The organism is Rhodanobacter sp. FW106-HT46G03 (assembly GCF_058789895.1).
In genome coordinates, this window is sequence record NZ_JBYTCC010000001.1 from 859,888 (window position 1) to 879,065 (window position 19,178).

13 protein-coding genes are annotated in these 19,178 nt (G+C 61.7%); 9 read left to right on the forward strand and 4 right to left on the reverse strand.

The features are described 5' to 3' along the window. Positions 1 to 616: 616 nt before the first annotated feature. The 3 genes from AC3WP6_RS03570 to AC3WP6_RS03580 are packed head-to-tail and all read left to right on the forward strand — an operon-like array spanning position 617 to position 6,365. The gene (locus tag AC3WP6_RS03570) at positions 617 to 3,379 is read left to right on the forward strand and encodes a type I restriction endonuclease subunit R (protein ID WP_492626424.1); all 2,763 of its coding nucleotides are present in this window, start codon (positions 617 to 619) and stop codon (positions 3,377 to 3,379) included. Then, positions 3,376 to 4,890, forward strand: a complete 1,515-nt coding sequence (locus AC3WP6_RS03575) for a restriction endonuclease subunit S (protein ID WP_492626425.1) — start codon at positions 3,376 to 3,378, stop codon at positions 4,888 to 4,890. The genes AC3WP6_RS03570 and AC3WP6_RS03575 overlap by 4 nt, the downstream gene beginning before the upstream one ends. Next, positions 4,887 to 6,365: a type I restriction-modification system subunit M gene (locus tag AC3WP6_RS03580; protein WP_492626426.1), complete on the forward strand. Its 1,479-nt coding sequence runs from the start codon at positions 4,887 to 4,889 to the stop codon at positions 6,363 to 6,365. Before AC3WP6_RS03575 ends, AC3WP6_RS03580 begins: the two co-directional genes overlap by 4 nt. Before the next feature lie 34 nt (positions 6,366 to 6,399). Here the strand turns inward: AC3WP6_RS03580 and AC3WP6_RS03585 are convergent, their stop codons facing one another. Then, a complete protein-coding gene (locus tag AC3WP6_RS03585) occupies positions 6,400 to 6,726 on the reverse strand; it encodes a helix-turn-helix domain-containing protein (RefSeq protein ID WP_492626427.1) in 327 nt (108 codons plus the stop codon). A 113-nt stretch (positions 6,727 to 6,839) separates the two neighbouring features. On the opposite strand from AC3WP6_RS03585, the gene AC3WP6_RS03590 reads away from it, so the two are divergent. Both AC3WP6_RS03590 and AC3WP6_RS03595 read left to right on the forward strand, forming a co-directional pair. Beyond that, entirely contained in the window at positions 6,840 to 7,178 is a 339-nt protein-coding gene (locus tag AC3WP6_RS03590) for a hypothetical protein (RefSeq protein WP_492626428.1), read from the forward strand. 103 nt (positions 7,179 to 7,281) lie between these two features. Continuing rightward, a complete protein-coding gene (locus AC3WP6_RS03595; RefSeq protein ID WP_492626429.1) occupies positions 7,282 to 8,046 on the forward strand; it encodes an SseB family protein in 765 nt (254 codons plus the stop codon). Between the two features lie 272 nt (positions 8,047 to 8,318). On the opposite strand, the gene AC3WP6_RS03600 is transcribed toward AC3WP6_RS03595, so the two are convergent. Both AC3WP6_RS03600 and AC3WP6_RS03605 read right to left on the reverse strand, forming a co-directional pair. After that, complete coding sequence (locus AC3WP6_RS03600) at positions 8,319 to 9,188, reverse strand: ImmA/IrrE family metallo-endopeptidase (protein WP_492626430.1); 870 nt, start codon at positions 9,186 to 9,188, stop codon at positions 8,319 to 8,321. Next, positions 9,185 to 9,553, reverse strand: coding sequence for a helix-turn-helix domain-containing protein (locus AC3WP6_RS03605; protein WP_492626431.1), 369 nt, complete (start codon positions 9,551 to 9,553; stop codon positions 9,185 to 9,187). Before AC3WP6_RS03605 ends, AC3WP6_RS03600 begins: the two co-directional genes overlap by 4 nt. Before the next feature lie 235 nt (positions 9,554 to 9,788). On the opposite strand from AC3WP6_RS03605, the gene AC3WP6_RS03610 reads away from it, so the two are divergent. From AC3WP6_RS03610 to AC3WP6_RS03620, 3 genes are read left to right on the forward strand one after another with little or no spacing between them, the layout of a single operon-like run. Continuing rightward, entirely contained in the window at positions 9,789 to 10,049 is a 261-nt protein-coding gene (locus AC3WP6_RS03610) for a multiubiquitin domain-containing protein (protein WP_492626432.1), read from the forward strand. Beyond that, positions 10,024 to 11,214 carry a ThiF family adenylyltransferase gene (locus AC3WP6_RS03615; RefSeq protein WP_492626433.1) on the forward strand — a complete coding sequence of 397 codons (1,191 nt, stop codon included), beginning with the start codon at positions 10,024 to 10,026 and terminating at the stop codon, positions 11,212 to 11,214. Before AC3WP6_RS03610 ends, AC3WP6_RS03615 begins: the two co-directional genes overlap by 26 nt. Further along, the gene (locus AC3WP6_RS03620) at positions 11,211 to 11,651 is read left to right on the forward strand and encodes a ubiquitination-like system serine protease family protein (RefSeq protein WP_492626434.1); all 441 of its coding nucleotides are present in this window, start codon (positions 11,211 to 11,213) and stop codon (positions 11,649 to 11,651) included. Before AC3WP6_RS03615 ends, AC3WP6_RS03620 begins: the two co-directional genes overlap by 4 nt. Before the next feature lie 562 nt (positions 11,652 to 12,213). On the opposite strand, the gene AC3WP6_RS03625 is transcribed toward AC3WP6_RS03620, so the two are convergent. After that, a complete protein-coding gene (locus AC3WP6_RS03625) occupies positions 12,214 to 15,774 on the reverse strand; it encodes a hypothetical protein (RefSeq protein ID WP_492626435.1) in 3,561 nt (1,186 codons plus the stop codon). 573 nt (positions 15,775 to 16,347) lie between these two features. Here AC3WP6_RS03625 and AC3WP6_RS03630 point away from each other — a divergent pair. Further along, positions 16,348 to 18,960: an AAA family ATPase gene (locus tag AC3WP6_RS03630; RefSeq protein WP_492626436.1), complete on the forward strand. Its 2,613-nt coding sequence runs from the start codon at positions 16,348 to 16,350 to the stop codon at positions 18,958 to 18,960. The last annotated feature ends 218 nt before the right edge of the window (positions 18,961 to 19,178 follow it).

Here is a 19,178-nt window from a genome sequence, read left to right on the forward strand (position 1 = left end):
TGCTCGGCGATCGCGGTGGGCCGGCGGATCGTCGGGGCTGTCCGCTCGGCGAAGGTCGACAGCGTACTGGTGGCTCGGGCGCTGGAGCAGCCGTGGTAGGCCCACCAACGCTGATCGGGGCTGCTGTTCCACTCCGATCAGGGCGGTACCTATACCAGTGCGACCTTCGTCGCTACGCTGCAGCGGCTCGGGATCAAGCAAAGCAAGAGCCGGCGCGTCAATTGCGGGGACAACGCGAAGGTGGATCCAGTGTTTCGCCGCCTCAAGCACGAATGGATCGGCGATCAAGCGTACCGAGACCACGCCGAGGTCGAACCGGAAGTGTTGCAGTACCTGCCGCCAGTCAACAACCAACACCGTCGGCATGCTGTCATCAGCCAACGCCCGCCAGCCGCGGTCGATGCGCCCGCGTTATGAGCACCTCTTTTGGTTGTCCAGGATGGCTGAACCGATACCGCATAAGCCCGCTTCTGGCTGGTACTAAGGACTATGGGTGTCGGCTGAGCCCCAGCATCATTCGGCGGCACGATGACTGACCCGCCCAGACGTCGGACGCGTGCTCCCGCTATCCTTTACCGGCCCCCTGCCTCACGGGGGAGGACGAAGGGATCAGGGGATGCCCGCTGACGAACCGGAACAACATGCCAGGGCAAGAATCGACGAGCTGCTGACTGCAGCCCGCTGGGTCATCCAAGACATGGCCGACTTCAACCGCAATGCGGCGGAAGGCGTGGCGGTGCGTGAGTTTCACCTCGATAGCGGCCCCTGTGACTACCTGCTGTTCGTGGGCGGCAAGGCGGCGGGTGTGATCGAGGCCAAGAAAGTGGGCGTCACCCTGTCCGGCGTGGCCGAGCAGGCCGCGCGCTACAAGCTCGCCGTGCCCGCCCACCTGGCGCGCTGGAACGACTTCCTGTACTTCGACTACGAGTCCACCGGCAACGAGACGTACTTTTGTGATGGGCGCGATCCGCAGCCGCGTTCACGCCACATCTTCGCCTTCCACCAGCCGCATACGCTGCATGACTGGCTGAAGGAGCAGGACACGCTGCGCACTCGCCTCACGCACCTGCCGGCGCTGGACACGCACGGCCTGCGCGATTGCCAGATCGAAGCGATTCATGGGCTGGAGCAGTCCTTTGCCCATGATCGCCCGCGTGCGCTGATCCAGATGGCGACTGGCGCCGGCAAGACCTTCACTGCCTGCACGTTCTCGTGGCGGCTGCTGAAGTTTGCCAAGGCGCGCCGCATCCTGTTTCTGGTGGATCGCAACAACCTCGGTGACCAGACGCTCAAGGAGTTCCAGAACTTCGATCCGCCCGACGCCGGCCACAAGTTCACCGACACCTACATCGTGCAGCACCTGCACGGCAGCCACATCGATCCGGACGCCAAGGTGGTCATCACCACCATCCAGCGCCTGTACGCCATGCTGCGCGGCAAGGAGTTGTCCGACGAGGACGAAGAGCGCTCGGCCTTCGAAGTCGAGGCGGGCGACGAAGGGGAGATTCCGCCCGTCGCCTACAATCCCGCCATCCCCATCGAAACCTTCGATTTCATCATCACCGACGAATGCCACCGCTCCATCTACGGGCGCTGGCGGCAGGTGCTGGAGTACTTCGACGCGTTTCTGGTCGGTCTCACCGCCACCCCCAGCAGGCATACGCTAGCCTTCTTCAATTCCAATCTCGTGTCCGAGTACGGCTACGAGCAGTCCATCGCCGATGGTGTCAACGTCGGCTTCGAGGTTTTCCGCATCAAGACCGAAGTGGGCGAACAAGGCGGCACGGTGGAAGCCGGCTACGCAACGCCCATCCGCGATCGCCGCACCCGCGCGCTGCGCTACAAAGAGCTGGACGAAGACCTTGCCTTCGCCAAGGAAGAACTCGACCGCTCGGTGACCGTGCCGGCGCAGATTCGGGCGGTGCTCCAGTGCTATCGCGACAACCTCTATACCGAACTCTTCCCCGGCCGCACCGGCGAGTGGGTACCGAAAACGCTCATCTTCGCCAAGGATGACAACCACGCCGAGGAGATCGTCACATCCGTGCGCGAGGTGTTCGATCAGGGCAACGACTTCGCCAAGAAGATCACCTATCGCACGAACGATGACCCCAAGGCGCTGATCAAGGCCTTTCGCGTCGATCCCTTCCCGCGCATTGCCGTCACCGTGGACATGATCGCCACCGGCACCGACATCAAGGCGGTGGAATGCCTGATCTTCATGCGGGATGTGAAATCCGCCGGCTACTACGAGCAGATGCGTGGCCGCGGTGTGCGCAGCATTGCCAACGCCGATCTGCACCAGGTCACGCCCGACGCGCAAACCAAGACGCGCTTTGTGCTGGTCGATGCAGTCGGTGTCACCGAGAGCCAGAAGACCGTCAGCCAGCCGTTGGAGCGCAAGCGCAGCATCGCGTTCGACAAATTGATCGACCAGATCGCGCAGGGGCGACGTGACGACGATGCCATCTCCAGCCTCGCCGGCCGCCTTGCGGCGCTGGATCACCGCATCGAGGATGAAGACCGCAGCCGCGTCTCGGCGGCCGGGCAGGGCGCCACGCTGAAATCGCTCGCGGCCCGCCTGCTCGACGCCATCAGCCCGGACATCGTCGAAGCGAGGATCATCGAACGTCACGGCAGCGTGGAGGCTGCGACGAAAGCGCAGGCACAAACCGTTGCCGACGAACTGAAAGACGCCGCCTGCGCGCCGCTGGACGATCCCAAGCTGCGCAACCTCATCAAGGACATCAAGCAGAAGACCGACATCCTGATCGCCGAGCGCACGCCGGACGAGATCATCAGCGCCGGCTACGACGTCAAGCATGCCGAGGCGCGCGTGCAGTCGTTCAAGGAATTTATCGATCAGCACAAGAACGAACTGCTGGCGTTACAGATCCTCTACGGTCAACCGTATGCGAAACGCCGACTCACGTACGCATCCATCCGCGAGTTGGCGCAGCGACTCACCGACCCGCCGTGGCACCTCACCACTGCCGACGTGTGGCAGGCGTACAAGCGCATCGAAGCCGCGCTGGTGCGCGGTGCGCCCAGCGACAAGGTGCTTACCGACATCATTTCGCTGGTGCGCTTCGCCACCGGCCAAAGTGAACTGCTGGAACCATATTCCGCGCGCGTCGAGCAGAAATTCAACCTGTGGATCGGCCGCCAGATCAAGGCTGGCAAAGCCTTCAGCGAGGAACAGATGAACTGGCTCAGAGCCATCCGCGATTATCTTGCCGCCAACGTCGAGATCGCCCCCGCCGATCTGCAGCGCGACACGCCGTTCAGCGCGTGGGGTGGCATGATCGCCGCGCGTAAGGTGTTTGGCGAGGAATTGAATGGAATGTTGGACGAGATGGCTGAGGCGCTGGCCGCATGAGCGAATCGCTTCCCGCCGGTTGGGCCGAAACGACGCTCGGTGAAACTGTTGCATCTCCAAGACCGAAGGCGTCGCCGTCGAGCCATCCCGATCTTCCATTCGTTGGCATGGACCAGATTGCTGCGAATGGTATGCAGTTGCTGGGCACCTCAAAGTTTGGCGAGATGAAGAGCAACGGTGGCTTGTTCTTTGACGGTGATGTTCTGTATGGCCGCATGCGGCCTTACTTGAACAAGGTACATCGTGCGAAATTCGACGGCGCTTGCTCTGCCGAGTTCATCGTGATGCCTGGGAGCGGCGCGTTGGATGGTGACTTCCTTGCCTACTTGCTGCATCACCGGCGGTTCGTGAGTTTTGCAAGCGGTCAAAGCTCAGGTGATCGCCCGCGCGTCGACTTCGGCGGAATCTCGGACTACAAATTCGACTTGCCACCTGCGAACGAACAGCGCCGCATCGTTTCCAAGATCGACGAGCTGTTCAGCCGCATCGACGAGGGCGAGCAGGCGCTGAAGCGCGTGGCCAAGCTGGTGGAGCGTTACCGCCAGTCGGTGCTGAAGGCCGCCGTCACCGGCAAACTCACCCGCGACTGGCGCGAAGCGCGCAAGCGTGCCGGCGAACCCGTGGAATCCGGCGCAAACTTGCTGGCCCGCATCCTCAAGGCCCGCCGCACCGCGTGGGAGCAAGCCGAACTCGCCAAGCTCAAGGCCAAAGGCAAAGCCCCGACCGATGACCGCTGGAAGCAGAAGTACCAGGAACCCGCGTCACCCGACACCACCGACCTACCCGAACTGCCGGAAGGGTGGGTGTGGACATCGCTGGACATGATCGCGGACGTAACTGGTGGCATCACGGTTGACGCAAAACGCGGTGGCGATGGCTGCATGATGGTTCCCTATCTCCGGGTTGCGAACGTACAGCGCGGATACTTGAACCTCGCGGAGATCAAGTCGCTGCTGGCGCCGGTTGCGCGTGTGGAGGCGCTACGGTTGCAGCCGGGCGACATCCTTTTCAATGAGGGCGGCGATCTGGACAAGCTGGGACGTGGGTGGGTTTGGGAAGGTCAGATTCCCGTATGTATTCATCAGAATCATGTGTTCCGCGCGCGTCTGTTCGTTGCGGGGGCTTGGCCGAAGCTCGTCTCGTGGTACGCGAACGAGATGGGCCGCGCGTTCTTTCTCGACAAGGGTAAGCAGACGACGAATCTGGCCTCGATAAGCCTCACCAAGCTCAAGGCTTTACCCGTCCCGATGATGAGGAGCGAGGAAGCAACGGAAATCGAGGGTCGCGTAACGGCGGTGATGACAGCGCTTGAGCATCAGCTGGCCGACATTGGTAGCAGCGCGTCACGTGCCTCGACTCTCCGCCAATCCATCCTCAAAGCCGCGTTCTCCGGCCAACTGGTGCCGCAGGACCCGCACGACGAACCCGCGTCGAAGTTACTGGAACGCATCGCCGCCGAGCGCGCAAACGTCGCACCATCGCATCGCAAACGAACCAAGAAGAACGCATGAGCACCATCGACTCGGCCCTTGTCAGCAAGGTCTGGAACTACGCGCACGTGCTGCGTGATCAGGGCATCGGCTACGGCGACTACGTTGAGCAGATCACGTTTCTGCTGTTCCTGAAGATGGATCAGGAGCGCAACGATCTCCTGAACGAAGCGTCCACGATCCCCGCGAAGTGGCGCTGGAACAAGCTTGCGCCGCTCGCTGGTGACGATCTGGAAGAGCAATACCGCCACGCGCTGGAAGCATTGGGCCGCGAGAAGGGCTTGATCGGCACGATCTTCCGTGGCGCGCAGAACAAGCTCACCGACCCGGCGAAACTGAAGCGCGTGGTGTCGCTGATCGACGGCGAGACCTGGATCGGGATCGACGTCGACGTGAAGGGCGCGATATACGAGGGGCTGCTGGAGCGCAACGCGGAGGAAGTGAAATCCGGCGCCGGCCAGTACTTCACGCCGCGCGCGCTGATTGACGCGATGACCGAGGTGGTGGCGCCGCAAATCGGCGAGGCGGTGCATGACCCCGCCTGTGGCACTGGCGGTTTTCTGCTGTCCGCCTACGAGTACATGAAGGATCAGAGCCAGGATCGCGCGCTGCAGCGCAGGTTGCGCGAGGAATCGATCAGCGGCGACGACATCGTGCCCGAGGTAGTGCGCTTGTGCGCGATGAACATGTACCTGCACGGCATCGGCAACGGCGAAAGCCCGATCGAGCACCGCGATGCCTTGGCGGGCGACAGCGGCGAGCGCTTCGACGTGGTGCTGACCAACCCGCCATTCGGCAAGAAATCTAGCTTCACCGTGGTCGGCGAGGATGGCTCGCTCGACACCGAGCGGGAAAACTACGAGCGCGAGGATTTCAAGTTCACCACGTCCAACAAGCAGCTCAACTTCCTGCAGCACATCATGACGATCATGGCCGACGACGGCCGCGCCGGTGTGGTGCTGCCAGACAACGTGCTGTTCGAGGCGGGCAACGCGGGCGAGGGCATCCGCAAGCGCCTCTTGATGCAGTTCGACTTCCACACCTTGCTGCGCCTGCCGACCGGCATCTTCTACAAGCCGGGCGTCAAGGCTAACGTGCTGTTCTTCGACAAAAAGCCGCCACGCGCGGATGGCTCGCCCAACAGCAAGGCGGTGTGGATCTATGACCTGCGTACCAACCGGCACTTCACGCTCAAGAAGAACCCGCTGGCGCGCGCCAACCTGGATGATTTTGTCCGCAGTTACGCAGCGATCAACCGGGCCAAGCGCAAGGAAACGGAACGCTTCAGGCGGTTTGCGGTGGGAGACCTGCTAAAACGCGACAAGCTCAACCTCGACATTTTCTGGCTGAAGGACGACAGCCTCGAGGATGTGGACAACCTGCCGCCGCCGGACGAAATCGCCGCGGACATCGTCGACAATCTTCAGGCGGCGCTGGATGCGTTCCAGTCCGTGATGGACGAGTTGGGCGTTCCGACGTCAGCCGTAGACAAATGATCCCGCAAGAGTGCGCAGGACATCCACCGAGGTGTCAGCGTTGAGCGCGCTCTTCCGCTTCAGCGATCAGGTGTTCCTGCGCCTTCGCAGGCAGGGAATGGAACGCCAGGATCAACCGGGCCAGTCGGTCGTCGCTGGCAAACAGATAGGCGGCAGGTACGCCCAAGGCGTCCGCCATGCGCTGGATCGTCACCGGGTCAGGGTGATGCACGCCCCGCTCGTACCGATTGATGCGTGTGCTGGCCACGAAATGATCGAGCCCTGCTGCGATTCCAAGCTCTCGTTGTGAGAGACCTATCCGTTGACGGGCTTCCTTGAGACGCTTGGAGAGGACCGCCAGCGGGTTGAGTTTCTGGGGCACGGCTGGAACCGGGCAGGGAGACCCCTACGAGGTTCGTAACTTCGCCTTGCGCTGCATACTACGTATTCCGTAGCATAGGCACCACCTCCGACGCCTGACGTGGGTGATGGCGTATGGCTTTCCAACTTGTTTTCGATGAAATGACGACGGTCGACATCCCTCTCGACGAGTCGGCGCTCGAGACGTGGCAGATCCAGCTTGCGAGGGCGGACGAACTGGATGCGATCGGCACGCTGCAGAGGCGCTTGGCGGCGCTTGTAGCGTCCGGCATTTCCGAATGCTTGGACCCGGACTTGCGACCGCCGTCAGAGGCGCAGATCAACTACGCAACCGCGATCGCCCGCGAGCTGAACATACCCATCAGCGGCGAAGCGCTTCGATACCGTGGGCCGATGGCTGACTTCACCAGCCGGTTTGTCGAGCAGTTCAAGCAGCGGCGTGCGCAGCGCTAAGCGTCGCACGAGGCCGGCAACCCCACCAGCGCGTGGGTACCATCGGCAATGACGTGAGTTGCGCGCCGCGCGCATCGTCCTCGGGTAGGAGTGGATCGTAGTGATGTCGACGGCCGAGCTGGAGAAACTGATGGAGGCATCCATCCAGGACGCGAGAGCGGAGCCTGCGTTCTTCCGTGCGCTTCTCGATGCCACCTTGTATGTGCATGCCCCGAAGGTCGAGCCGCCCGGAAAACGCCAGTTGGTGATGTTCAAAAGCCCGGATGACGGCCGGTTCGTGGTCCCGGTTTTTACCGACAAGACCAAGGCTGATTGGGCTGCGCGCGGGAACGTTCGCGTGCTGGAACTAAAGGGGCGGGACCTCCTCGAGCAGATCCGCGGTTCGACCCTGATGCTCAACCCGAATGACACCAGGTGCACGTTGTACCCGCAGGAAATTGAGCGACTCTTGCGCGACGGCGAGGTCGCGCCGGTACAGAAATGGACGGCTGATATTGATGGCAAGAGCGAGCAAAGCATCTACAAGCTCGATCAGTTGCCCAAAGCGTTGGTGAGGGAGCTGCAGGCTGCTCTTCCCATTATCCGGGAAGTCGAGGTGGCCTACCTTGCCGGGCTCAAGTGGGCGAAGGGCACCGAGCCGGACAGCTTGGTCATCGCGCTCGGTGGTGACCAGAAAGTTGCGGAGCGCAGCGTCCGCACCCTGTTGACCGCCCTGTACGATGTGTCTCGACGCATCGACCGGCCGATCGATGTGATGCACTTCGACAGTCACGATCCGCAACCCGAGTGGATCGACAGGTTCGGGATACGACCGGTCTACCGGCGCCAGCCGATGAAGCCCAATCCGGCGCATGCTGGTTACAACTGATCGGGTCGCCTGCTTGCGGCAGGGCTTGGTGACAGGCGGGATTCGGCCGGTTGCGGATGTCTGTCCGGTGGTCTGATCGACGACCTAAGGGCTTACGCGTCGCGTCCGAACCGCGTGCGGGCGACAGGTCTGGATAGGATTTCGTGCGGTCAGGCTCTTCTTGGCCGAAGTGTGGGTGATTAGGGCAACTTACCGCGGGTAAGGCGCACGTCTGCTATCGACCCAAAGCGGACATTACGGACTTCCCAACTGGGCCAAAGCGCACACCTGCCTCAGCGTCGTCCGCTTCTGGACCATCCCGGGTAGCCGTCCAGTGGTTTGAGTAACCCGTCGTCCTCGTCGTTGCCCTCGAGGTCGCGGATGCCAGCCCGCGGCAAGTCGTCCAGCTCGTCTTGGTCCGTGCAGTGCAGCAACGTCAGGGTTTGGTCGTACTCGGGGATGAAGACGCTCGATTCGCTCAGCTCCACATCCCGCCATCCTTCGAACCACGCATCGCCGCTGTAGGTGGCCGACCCGGATCGGCTTCTACCGCCGCGCAACGCGGCCGCCACCGACCCCGCGGGCAGGGGCGTGCCGCTGGATATCCAGCCGTGGGCATCACGAAGCGCGGGCGACCGAACCATATGGCGCACCCTGCCACCTTCGCTCAACACGTAGGCGCAGGCCAGACGGGAGGTGGCGGCTAGGCGCGATGCGGCGGTCTCGCGAGAGGCGAAGAACTTCAACCGCAGTTTGTCGACAGTGTCGAAGTCAGGCGCCATGCCGCGTGCCAGCGCGGCGAAGAAGACAACCGGCAAGAGCAATTCGGCCGCGAACACGTCACAGCACACCTCGTTGGGCGATCGCTTCGCGTAGCTCCAGTCGGGACCATGGTCATGCTCGGAAGGCAGGTCGAGGACCAAGTGGCCGATTTCGTGGCACACGGTAAAGCGCCGGCGAGTGGCGCGATCCAATTCATTGATCGTGATCAACGGCCCGGCGCCCGTGATCATTGTGTAACCCGCTTCTCCTTGGCCGAGCACGTCCAGCGAGATCTTGCCGGCGACCTTGGCCACGTATAGGCCAAGGTCCACCGGGACCGCCGAGATCCCGGCGTCCCGGACGAAACGCCGCGCCTTTTGCTCGGCCTCGAACTCGGTCACTGACCTTCCATGATCCGCTTCGCTCGGCGGGCGCGCTCGATCAAGTCCGCAGGGGACGGGCGGGCCGCCCCGCGATGCACAACGGTGGCGGCGATTGCCAGGATGTCCGGCGTCGCCTCGGCGTCGGTCAGCGCATATAGCGCCAAGGTAGGATCGATGGCATTGCTCGTACGCAAGAAGCGCAGTACCGCGACCTGATGCGCCGTCGCCTTAAGGTGCCGGACCAACCGGGTAAATGTTTCCTCCGGAGGCGGCTCCTTGTCACCACGCTCGATCTTGGCGATGTACGCGTGATCAACCTCGGCCAGCGCACCCAAGTCCCGCAAGGAAAGCTGTCGGCCTTCCCGTAATTCGCGCAGGACCACGCCAAACGCCGACTCAGCCACGGCGGGGCTTGACCGTGGCAAGTCTGTCTGTGGTACGATCTGGACCACGGATCGCACGGATGATCGAAACTCTATAGGACGTTGGTGACATAGTGTTCTACCTAAGCCGTGGCCTGAACTAGGCAACGATTATGACATGCTCCAGGCGCCCTTTCAACGCGCCTGCCACTGGGGTGTAACCAGTCCCGATCCACCCACTCTGCGAGGATTCTCCATGAACACCCAAGACAAAAAGCCGCCAGACGACAAGGATTTCACCATCAAGATCAACACCCGCACCTACAAGGTCCCGGGCCCGACCATCAGCTTCGAGGACGTCCTGCGCCTGGACGGCATCGATACCGCCGGCCAGGATCCGAGTCTCTTCGACGTCGATTGGCGTCACGGCAACGAAGGTGGAACGCTCAAGCTTGGCCAGAGCGTCGAACTCCAGAACGGGATGCGCTTCGATGCCGGCAAGTCAAACCGCTCCTGATCTGCATATCCAGCGCCTGGTGGACGAGGGCCATGAGGTAACCATCGACGGTGGTTACCTCATCGTCGATCGCATCCCCTATGTGACGTCCGCCCGGGAAATCGCATGGGGCGCCTTGATTTGCCAGTACCGCAACGTCGGCGGTGTCCCGCAGCTCGACAACGATCACCAGTGCTGGTTTACCGGCTCAATGCCGCACCGTGCGGACGGTACGTCGCTGGAAAGTTCGCTGGTCTCGGAGAAGCAGCCGCAAACGGTGGCAGGTCGCCCGGTGCAGATGCGCTTTTCGAATAAGCCCGAGCCCATCGGCGACTTCTTCGACAACCACTACAACAAGGTCACCCATTACATCCGCAAGCTGTCCCGGCATGCCCGGGACATCGATCCGGCCGTTAGCGCTACCTCGGTGGGCTCGTACCGCCGTCGGGAAGTGCCTTCGGTCTTCCAATACGCCAACGACGCTATCGCGCAGGGCGGCCTGGACGCGGTCGCCGACAAGCTGCGCCTGCGGCGGGTGTGCATCGTGGGTGTGGGCGGCACCGGCAGCTACCTGCTCGATGCCTTGGCCAAAGAAGAAATCGAGCACATCGATCTGTACGATCATGACGTTATTGAACCCAAGAACCCCTTTCGCATGCCGGGAGCGATGAACCGGGAAGATGCCTACGCCGGCCACTACAAGGCCCTTTGGCTGGCATCGTGCTACGCGGCCATGCGCACCGGCGTCACGGGCCACCCGCGGCGGATCGACGCCGATAACGTGGCGGAGCTGGCCGGGGCGGACTTTGTTTTCATCGCTGTGGACCACGGGCCCTCGCGAGGAGTCATCGCGCGCTTCCTAGTGGAGCAGCGCATTCCGTTCATTGATGTGGGCATCGGCATGGACAAGCGTGCGGAAGTGGCGGCGCTCATCGCCCGGGCGCGGGTGACGCTGGTCACGCCGGACACAGCGCATCTGGTCGACGAGTTGCCGACGGCCGACGACTCGGAGGACGCGGTGTACAACAACATCCAGGTGCTCGAGATCAATGCGATCAATGCCATGCTGGCGGTGATCCGATTCAAGCAGTATCTGGGCTTCTACGCCGCCGACGAGCACCCGGAGGTTATCAAGTACGTGTCCAGTTGGGATGCGCTGGTACTCCGCGGATCGACCCAGAAATGAAGATCATCGAGCTGACCCCGCGATATTTGGACGAGTTCCCCCGGGTACTGGAGGAAGGCGTCCTTTACATCAGCGAAGAATGCGATCTGGCTGCGCACAAGTGTTGTTGTGGCTGCGGCGAGGATGTGATCACGCCCTTGAACCCAGCACGCTGGCGACTGGATCGCCATGGTGGGCGCGTGTCGCTGTACCCCTCGATCGGCAACTGGAAGTTTGCGTGCCGATCGCATTACTGGATCCGAAACAACCGCGTGATCCCGTCCTACGGCATGGACGACGAGGAGATTGCCGAGGTTATCGAGCTGGACCGGGTAGACCGAGAGCATTTCTTCGCGCAGTTGCAGCAAGCGCCGCCGTCCAGCGGTTCGCAAGCGAGCGCCTCGAAGCCTCAGCGCTGGCTGGCGCGGCTGTTCAAGCGCCTGCGGAGCTGGGTCTAGACGCCTTTGCGGCCTCGCAGAGCGAGCTAAGTGGCGTCCGCATCGTCTTTCGCACCACCCCGGCTTCAAATCGATCTGCAGCGCTGAGGCCGCTAGTGCGTGAAGAAACGCGGAGTTTTCGAGAGGGATCAGCGCGCCGAAGAGAATCTGGCGAAACGCAGTTCACGTCTGGGGAGAAATTCGTGGGATACGTTCTGAGGAACCTCGTGCGCATTAATGAATGCGCGCTTCGGCCGCGAACGTAGGCGGCTGTTGGCGGCACGACTTGGTTGATCCCCCACGCACGACGCCAAGGGCCTCGCGTCCGCTTCTGGCCGGAAACGTACGCGGGGCAAGGCGGTTAGCCTGTGTTATTAAGGGCGGAGTAAGCGTCCTCGTTCGACCCGACCCGACATTTACAAGGCAACGGCTACATCCGCTCGTCTATCGACACACAGGCCAAAGAAATGCGGATGTTCCGTGTTCGCTGAGCGTTCTCTTGCTTCGGCGAGCGCGTAGGGAAATCTTGCAATACGCTGTTGTCAACTGTAGATCGAGACCGCTTCTGACCGGATATCTGTCGTCAAGGATGTTCTCGGATCATGTCGGCGTCGTCATCGTGCCACCGTGCTTCGTGCTCGTAGCCGCGTGCGATTTCAATCAGGCATTCGGCAGTATTGGGGTAACTCCCGACTAGCGGTTGGGCGAGGCCACGGTAGTGGTCGGCCAGCGTGCGCTCTTGTTCGCCGCCGTCGAGAATCCCTCGACTGTGGGCACCTCGATTGTTGCGCACACCGCACTCAAATCCGCTGCGAATATTTTCGGCGGTCGAGTCTTCGAGTAACTCCCGTACTGGTAGACAAGGCCACAGCCCATCGGGATCAGCCGGGCAGCACGAAAGCCAAGTTCCGATGGTGCTGTCAACTGCACCCTGACGGTGGCCATCCTGAGCCCGTGCACGCACTTCCGCTACCCACGCGTGGAACAGGGCCGAGTCGACCGTACCGTCCTCGGCCAAGCCAGGCATCCCTCGACCTTCGTACATTACCTGCCACGCGTTTTTGCTCACGGACGGGTGAACCTCCGGGCGATTATCGTCTACGTCTCGAGGTTTGAACGCGAGCGTCGCGAGTTCCATAAAAAAGGCAGGGTCCTTCGCTAGTTCGGAGAACAACGTCAATGCCCCCTTACGCAGTTCGAATGCGCTGAAATACTGGAATTGAAGTACGGCGATGTCACGTCGCGGCACAGTTTCGTCCTTGACCAACGCGTCGATGGCGTGAGCGATGTGGTAGGCGTCTGGAAGCACGCCTTCCGGCTCGGCGCCTTGGCTCATCGCAGCCAGCACCTGGATCAGCCGAGTCGAGTCGACTACGTGCTCTTGGAACTGCAGTATCTGGAACGCGGTGCGGGCACGGCCCACGGCCATAAGCTTTTCGACGACGAAGGAGATTTCACCATCCTCACGCGGACCGATGCCTGGCCAGACCGTGCGCCAATAGGCGTCCTGAGTCGCCACGGGCAGGGTTGCGACCAACTCCCAAGTAGAGCGCTCGACAGGCGCCGCGGACAGCGCCGCCAGCGGTAGGCCGTCTACGCCGGAGGTCACTATGGTGTGCAGGAGGGCGGATCTATGATCGGCGGGCGAGCCGTGCAGCACACCGCGCGCAACCGGATCGTGTGTGGGGTAGTCGTTTGCCGCCAGGTACGCGACCAGCCAGTCGGCGAGCGCCGGCACCACATCGGGGAGCGATGGTAGATACCAGCCGACTAGGCAAGGATTCGCGATGGCGAGCAGTCTCTGCACACCTGGCCACCCGTGCGCTGCGAAGACCTCGGCCAGCGCTCGGGTGCGGCCTTGGCTCTGTGCAGCTTCGGCGGCTTGGTAGTCGCTTTCGCGCCCGTCCGGAAGCTCCACCCAGTCTTGTTGGAACAGCCAGGCGTGGCGCGTCGGCAAGTCCGCTGGCGCCAATTCGTCGTAAAGGGCGCGCAGCGATTGTGTTTCGGCAACTGCCAACACGTTTTCACGGTTGAACGACAACTGCCAATGCAGATAATGGCGTAGCGCATCACGCACAATTAGCCGCTCGTCGTCGGGGAAACTTACCGCGCTGCGCAGCATGGCCAAGATCCGGTCACGATATCGCCCATCGAACGAATCAATTTTGGACACCAACAATGCGATACGAGGAGCGCGTCCCTGAGCCTGCGCCAAAATGCGCTCCCACACCTCAGCCACGTAGTATTCGTCGAAGTGATTCACCCGAGGAGCACCGGCATCGTCATCGCGCCAGTGCGGTTTGGCGTTTTCGCTGGCCCACATCGACCCACTCGGGACGCAATGAGTGAGGACTTCCCAAGCAGCATCGGGATGCGCACCGATCAACCGGTCGAGCACTGCTAGGCGAACTTGGGCGCTGGCGGTGGTTTGCGGCCACCACGTGCGCAGTAGTGAGATGAGGCTGTTGCTCGGCCGGTTACCGAGATTCTTGCGCACCGGAAAGGCCATCATGCGAGCTAGTGCATCGCACACCCTCGCCAGATGGCGGGGAGACCAAGCCAGGATTTCCAGTGCCCAGAGTAGGTTCGTGTGGCAGTCGCGCTCGAACATCGCATCGCCGTCGTGGTCGACGAACAGAGCACGCAGCGGGGCTGGGTTGGCACGTAAGCCCGTATCCACTGCACGCAAGAACTCCGGGGGTGAGGCTTCTGCCAGCTCGCGCATATAGTCGGCCAGCGACATCCAGCGCTCGGGCGACGCATTCTCAAGCAGGCGGGTAACCAGCTTATCGATATCGCCCAGCAGCTCAAGGTCGTTCACGCTTTCGGCGTAAACTGAAAGTTTGGTCAGCGAGTCTGCGATCGAACCGATGACTACACCCGATTCTTCGCGAACCTTGCCGTACACCGCGGCCATCCAACGCTGATCCGGCGCCAGTTCCAGTGCCGGATCGGGTCGTGCGAGGACAGCTTCGGCGGTGTTCAAAAAGCGCCGCTTCTGGTCGGCGGCGAGCCGTGGGGCAAATAGGTACAGCAGTTCCAATGGTGCCTTTGCCTTCCAGACTTGGCCGATCTTGAGCACGGGGGCATCGTCCAGATGCGCCAAGTGCAGCAGATCGCGTTCGGTACTTTCATATGGTTGGCCGGTGATAGCTTCCACGCAGGCCACGTCACCGCGGCGCGAACCATTCCAACCACCCAGCAGCACTACGACGCTCAGGCTGCGAGCGGCGAGGGAGGTCATCCAGGCGGGCGTGCGGAGCGCAGGGTTAGTTGCGCGCACGCGTCGGTATACGGACCACGAACGTCCGCAGCTCATCGCCAGCCTCGCAGCGTCGGCCTCGGCTTCGCCCATTGCCGTAAGCGCATCTCCGAAGTCGTGCACTTCTGCGCGCGGTAGTTCGATATGCGCAGTGTCTGGCGTGGGAGCGAGTTCCTTGGAGCGCGCGCGGTGGCCAAAGGCCGAGGGAACGATCAGGATGACGCCTTCACGTGGGGCTCGCGCTGCCGCCACGGCGGTGTTCGCAGCCACCGCCACGCGAACGCCTGCATTGGCGTCTATGTAGCGCCAGCCTTCAACGTCGGTGACGCACAAGGCCGAGTCGGCGTAGCCAGCGTCGTCCAATTGCCCGCATGCAAACGCTACTGCCTCTTCCACGCTGTCTGCTTCCAGCAATAGCAAGGCTGGCGCATCCGCCAGCGCTCGGGTGAACTGCTCGACGGCGCCGGCACGACCAGTGACCAGCGCGGCCAGAGTAATCGGGAGTGGTGTTTGTCGGCGCCAGGTCTCCCACGCGGCGCCGACAGACGACACCCCGGGACCGCTCAGACCAATGCTTTCGGCGAACCACAGCCGCACGCCGCCAGCGACCTCCAGCCACGAAGCCAGATCGTCGGCATCGTAGGCACGCACCGATCGCCAATGGTACGTGGCCTCGGCCTCGCGCTGCCAAGCATCCTTGCCTGCCCAGATGCGCGGGGTGACGAAAATGAAGTCCATTTTGCACGCCTGCGCCGACGGCATCGCCTCGGTGCGTTCCCGGAAGTCGCTTCGCGCCTTGCCGAGCGGAGCCTTTGCGCAACCCATCTCCCACCGAGAATCGCCAACCGGGACCCATGCGTTGCCGGCGCTGGCGGCGATCATTCCGTCCCAGCCTCCAAAATTGTTCGTGTCGGCCCCACGAACGACTAGCCGCGTCAGCGTGGCAGTCGCACCAATCAGTCGGCGGACGAGTTCGGGAAGCTGCCCGCGGGCGTGGGCCGAGTCAGCCCACTGGTCGATTTGGACGGATGAGATACGCATATGATGTGTGGTTGGGGCCTTTATAATGATACGGGCGGTACCGGCGATTATGCTCGACCTACGAGCGCCCGAAGGTTGCCTGCGCTGACGAGAGGCAGACGCTGGGACAGGGAGATTAGCCTGTGTTATCGGGGGTAAGGCAGGCGCCCGCTACCGAACCGAAGCGGACTGTGCCTAAGCGTCCGACACCACTTGCTTCCAGTACGTGGACCACTTGGGACCTTTGAACGTCGCCAACGCACACATCTCGATCGGGATAAAATCGGGGGCTGGGACGGCTGGCTCATGCGTTCCTGAAAAGCAAAGCACGGCGACGTTTCAGGGGCAGCTAGACTCCAGTAGCGCAAGAGGGCTGGGCCAATCGGTGAAGACTGGTACCCGGCTGGGACGCTGCCGGGCAGCGGAGCGGTAGCGATGGGCGCGGTGCACGACGAGTATTTGCGATACATGCAGTGGCTAAGGGCCACGGAAGAACCTGCTGACGCCAAGCGTATTGCGCGGATCGTCCAGAACAATCTGGATACCTTGATCCCGACGGTGAACAATGGGGGCCAGCGGGCGACTGTGCTGACACCCCTGCTGCGTCGGGACCTAGATAGTGCGTCCGACGTGATCGAGCCAGCACATGCCGATGCAGCGGCTGCGCAGCTTCCTTGGACACGATTGAAGAAGCTGACGATCGGACCATTCCGCGGGTTCCGGCGCGAAGAAGAGTTCGACCTATCGCCTGACATCGTGCTGTTCCAAGGCCCCAACGGCAGCGGCAAGAGCAGCCTTTGCGAGGCCTTGGAGTTTGCGTTGCTGGGCTATGTTGAAGAGGCTTCGGCGAAGCGCATTGACGATCTAGGGCAGTATTTCAACAACATCTACGAAGGCAGGTATGTCGCGCCACAGCTGCTAGCAGCTGGTGGTGCCAATGGTGTCCCCGTCGCACCCAATGCCGAATTGCTGCGCTTTGCCATCGTGGAGAAGAACCGCATCGAAGGCTTCGCGCGGTTGGCTGCACGTACCCCGGCGCAGGCTGGTGCACTCATTGCGATGTTGTTTGGCCTGGATGGCTTCAACACCTTCGTCGGCAACTTCACCGCCAGCCTGGACAACCAGCTACGGCTGGGTACGCCCAAGAAAGACGCCTTGGCGCTCAAGCAAGCGGCGCTGGTGGCTGCACGGCAAAAGGTCGATAGCAACACCGAAGTACAAGCGGCCTTCGATGCCGAGCAGGTACAGCTTGCCAACCAGTTTGAAGAGGGGCTGACCTACGAGCTGCTGCTGCGCCGCCTTGGCATGGACGGACAGGAAGGGCGGTTGCAAGAGGTCCATGCCGGCCTGCAAGAGCAGATCCCCGCGCAATCGGGGCTGACGGTTGCGTCGTTCGTGGCCCTGCGAAAGACCATTCGGAGGAAGCTTGCTGAGGTGACCAAGACACAGGCGGATCTGGACGCCCGGGCCGGCGAGGTCTCGTTCCTCGCACTGTATCGAGCGGTGGTGTCGCTGGCGGAAGGAGCTCCCGACAGATGCCCAGCCTGCGACACGCCATTGGCCAGTGTGGTGCGGGATCCATTCGTTCGCGCACATGACGGGCTTGAACTCCTGTCAGACCTTGCTGCGCTTGAGGCATCGAAGAAGCGCCTGGCCCAGGAATGCAGCCAACTGTCCTCACGGTTGCATGGAAAGGTTGCGACAACGCACGCCTATGCGCCCATGGATGGTGGGGAAATTGAGCCATTGGTGCAGTGGGCGGAGCAGGACCAACCCATCGAGGCCTGGTCAGAGGGCTTGCTGACCAAGACCACTTGGAAAGCGTTGTTGGCGAAAGTTCACGCACTTGAGGAAGGCGACGCGGACATTCGGGCAAGGCAGGCGCGGCGGGCGCCACTCAGGGAAGAGGAGCAAGCACTGGAAGCGATCAAGGAACAGGTCGAGGCACTTCGACTTCGCCGTTCGATTCATGACCGGCAGGTCGTGACAGAACAAGCCAAGATCGACGGCTTCGATGAAGCCAACGCGGTGCTGATTGCAGAAGCGGCTGCAGAAGCGGCTACGGTTACCTTCGAGAAGCGGATTCAAGACGGATATGCGTCTTTCCTCGACAGTCTCAAACGGTATCGCGACGGACTGCCTGAGGGTCTGTTGGCCGACTTGAACGAGACGGTCATGGATCTCTACAACTTGTTCAATGTGGACGACCCCGACCATGACAAGCTGGCCAAACTCTATCTTCCACTTCGTGGGGGCGAGCGGATCCGGGTTGCGTTCGTGGGAAGCCAAGACCAAATGCACGATGCGCTGTGCGTATTGAGCGAGGGGCATCTGCGATGCCTAGGGCTGGCTATCCTGCTAGCCAAAAACATTAAGCTGGGTTTGCCGTTGCTCGTGTTCGATGATGCGGTCAATGCCATCGACCATGACCACCGCAAGGGAATACGCGACACGTTGTTTGGCGATGCCAGACTCAATGACAAGCAGATCGTGATTACCTGTCATAGCCCGGAGTTCATCACCCAGGTTCAGAACGGTTTAAGGTCTGGAGCTTCGAAGCTCTACATCCTCAAACATCATGGCGGCGATCATCAGCCCATAGTCAGGAACGGCAGCGATCGCCACTACCTACGCCGCGCCCAAGAGAGCCTTGACGAGGCTGATCAGCGCCAAGCGTTGGCGTCCTGCCGGCAGGCCCTGGAAAACTTGATGACCCGAGTCTGGAAGGCGCTGGGCAACGCCGACGATTCACTAGGGCGGGTATCGCTGGTTTTGCGCAGGCCTGACAGCGATCCCGAGCTGCGCAACTTGGTGGATGTCTTGTCCAAAGCCGTCCGCAACGGAGTTGATCAGGGGCGGCTGGCAACAGCGGCCTGGACGCAACGCAACGAGGCGTTCCAGGAACTACTGGCTGTTCCTGAGGCCGCGTTGGCGTGGAAGTATCTGAACAAGGGCACGCATGACGGTGATAGGGAAGACTTCGAGATTGGTATCGTCCGGCAGATCCTGGCGGCGCTGACGAAGATGAGCACTTCCTTTGGCAACTAGGCAAATGCATTGGAAGTTGAATCCGTCCTCCAAGAATGACTCGACACTACCTCGCCCAAGCTCGTGTGTCATTGGAATCACGACAACCCTTCCAAGCTCATGTGTCGTTGGAAGAGACTTATCTTTGACTTTTACACATTTCTGCGGTTAAGTAGTCGACAGCGCATGGTCAGATGGTGTCAGCTTCGATGGCTCCGTCGCAAGTCGCATTCCCCGCA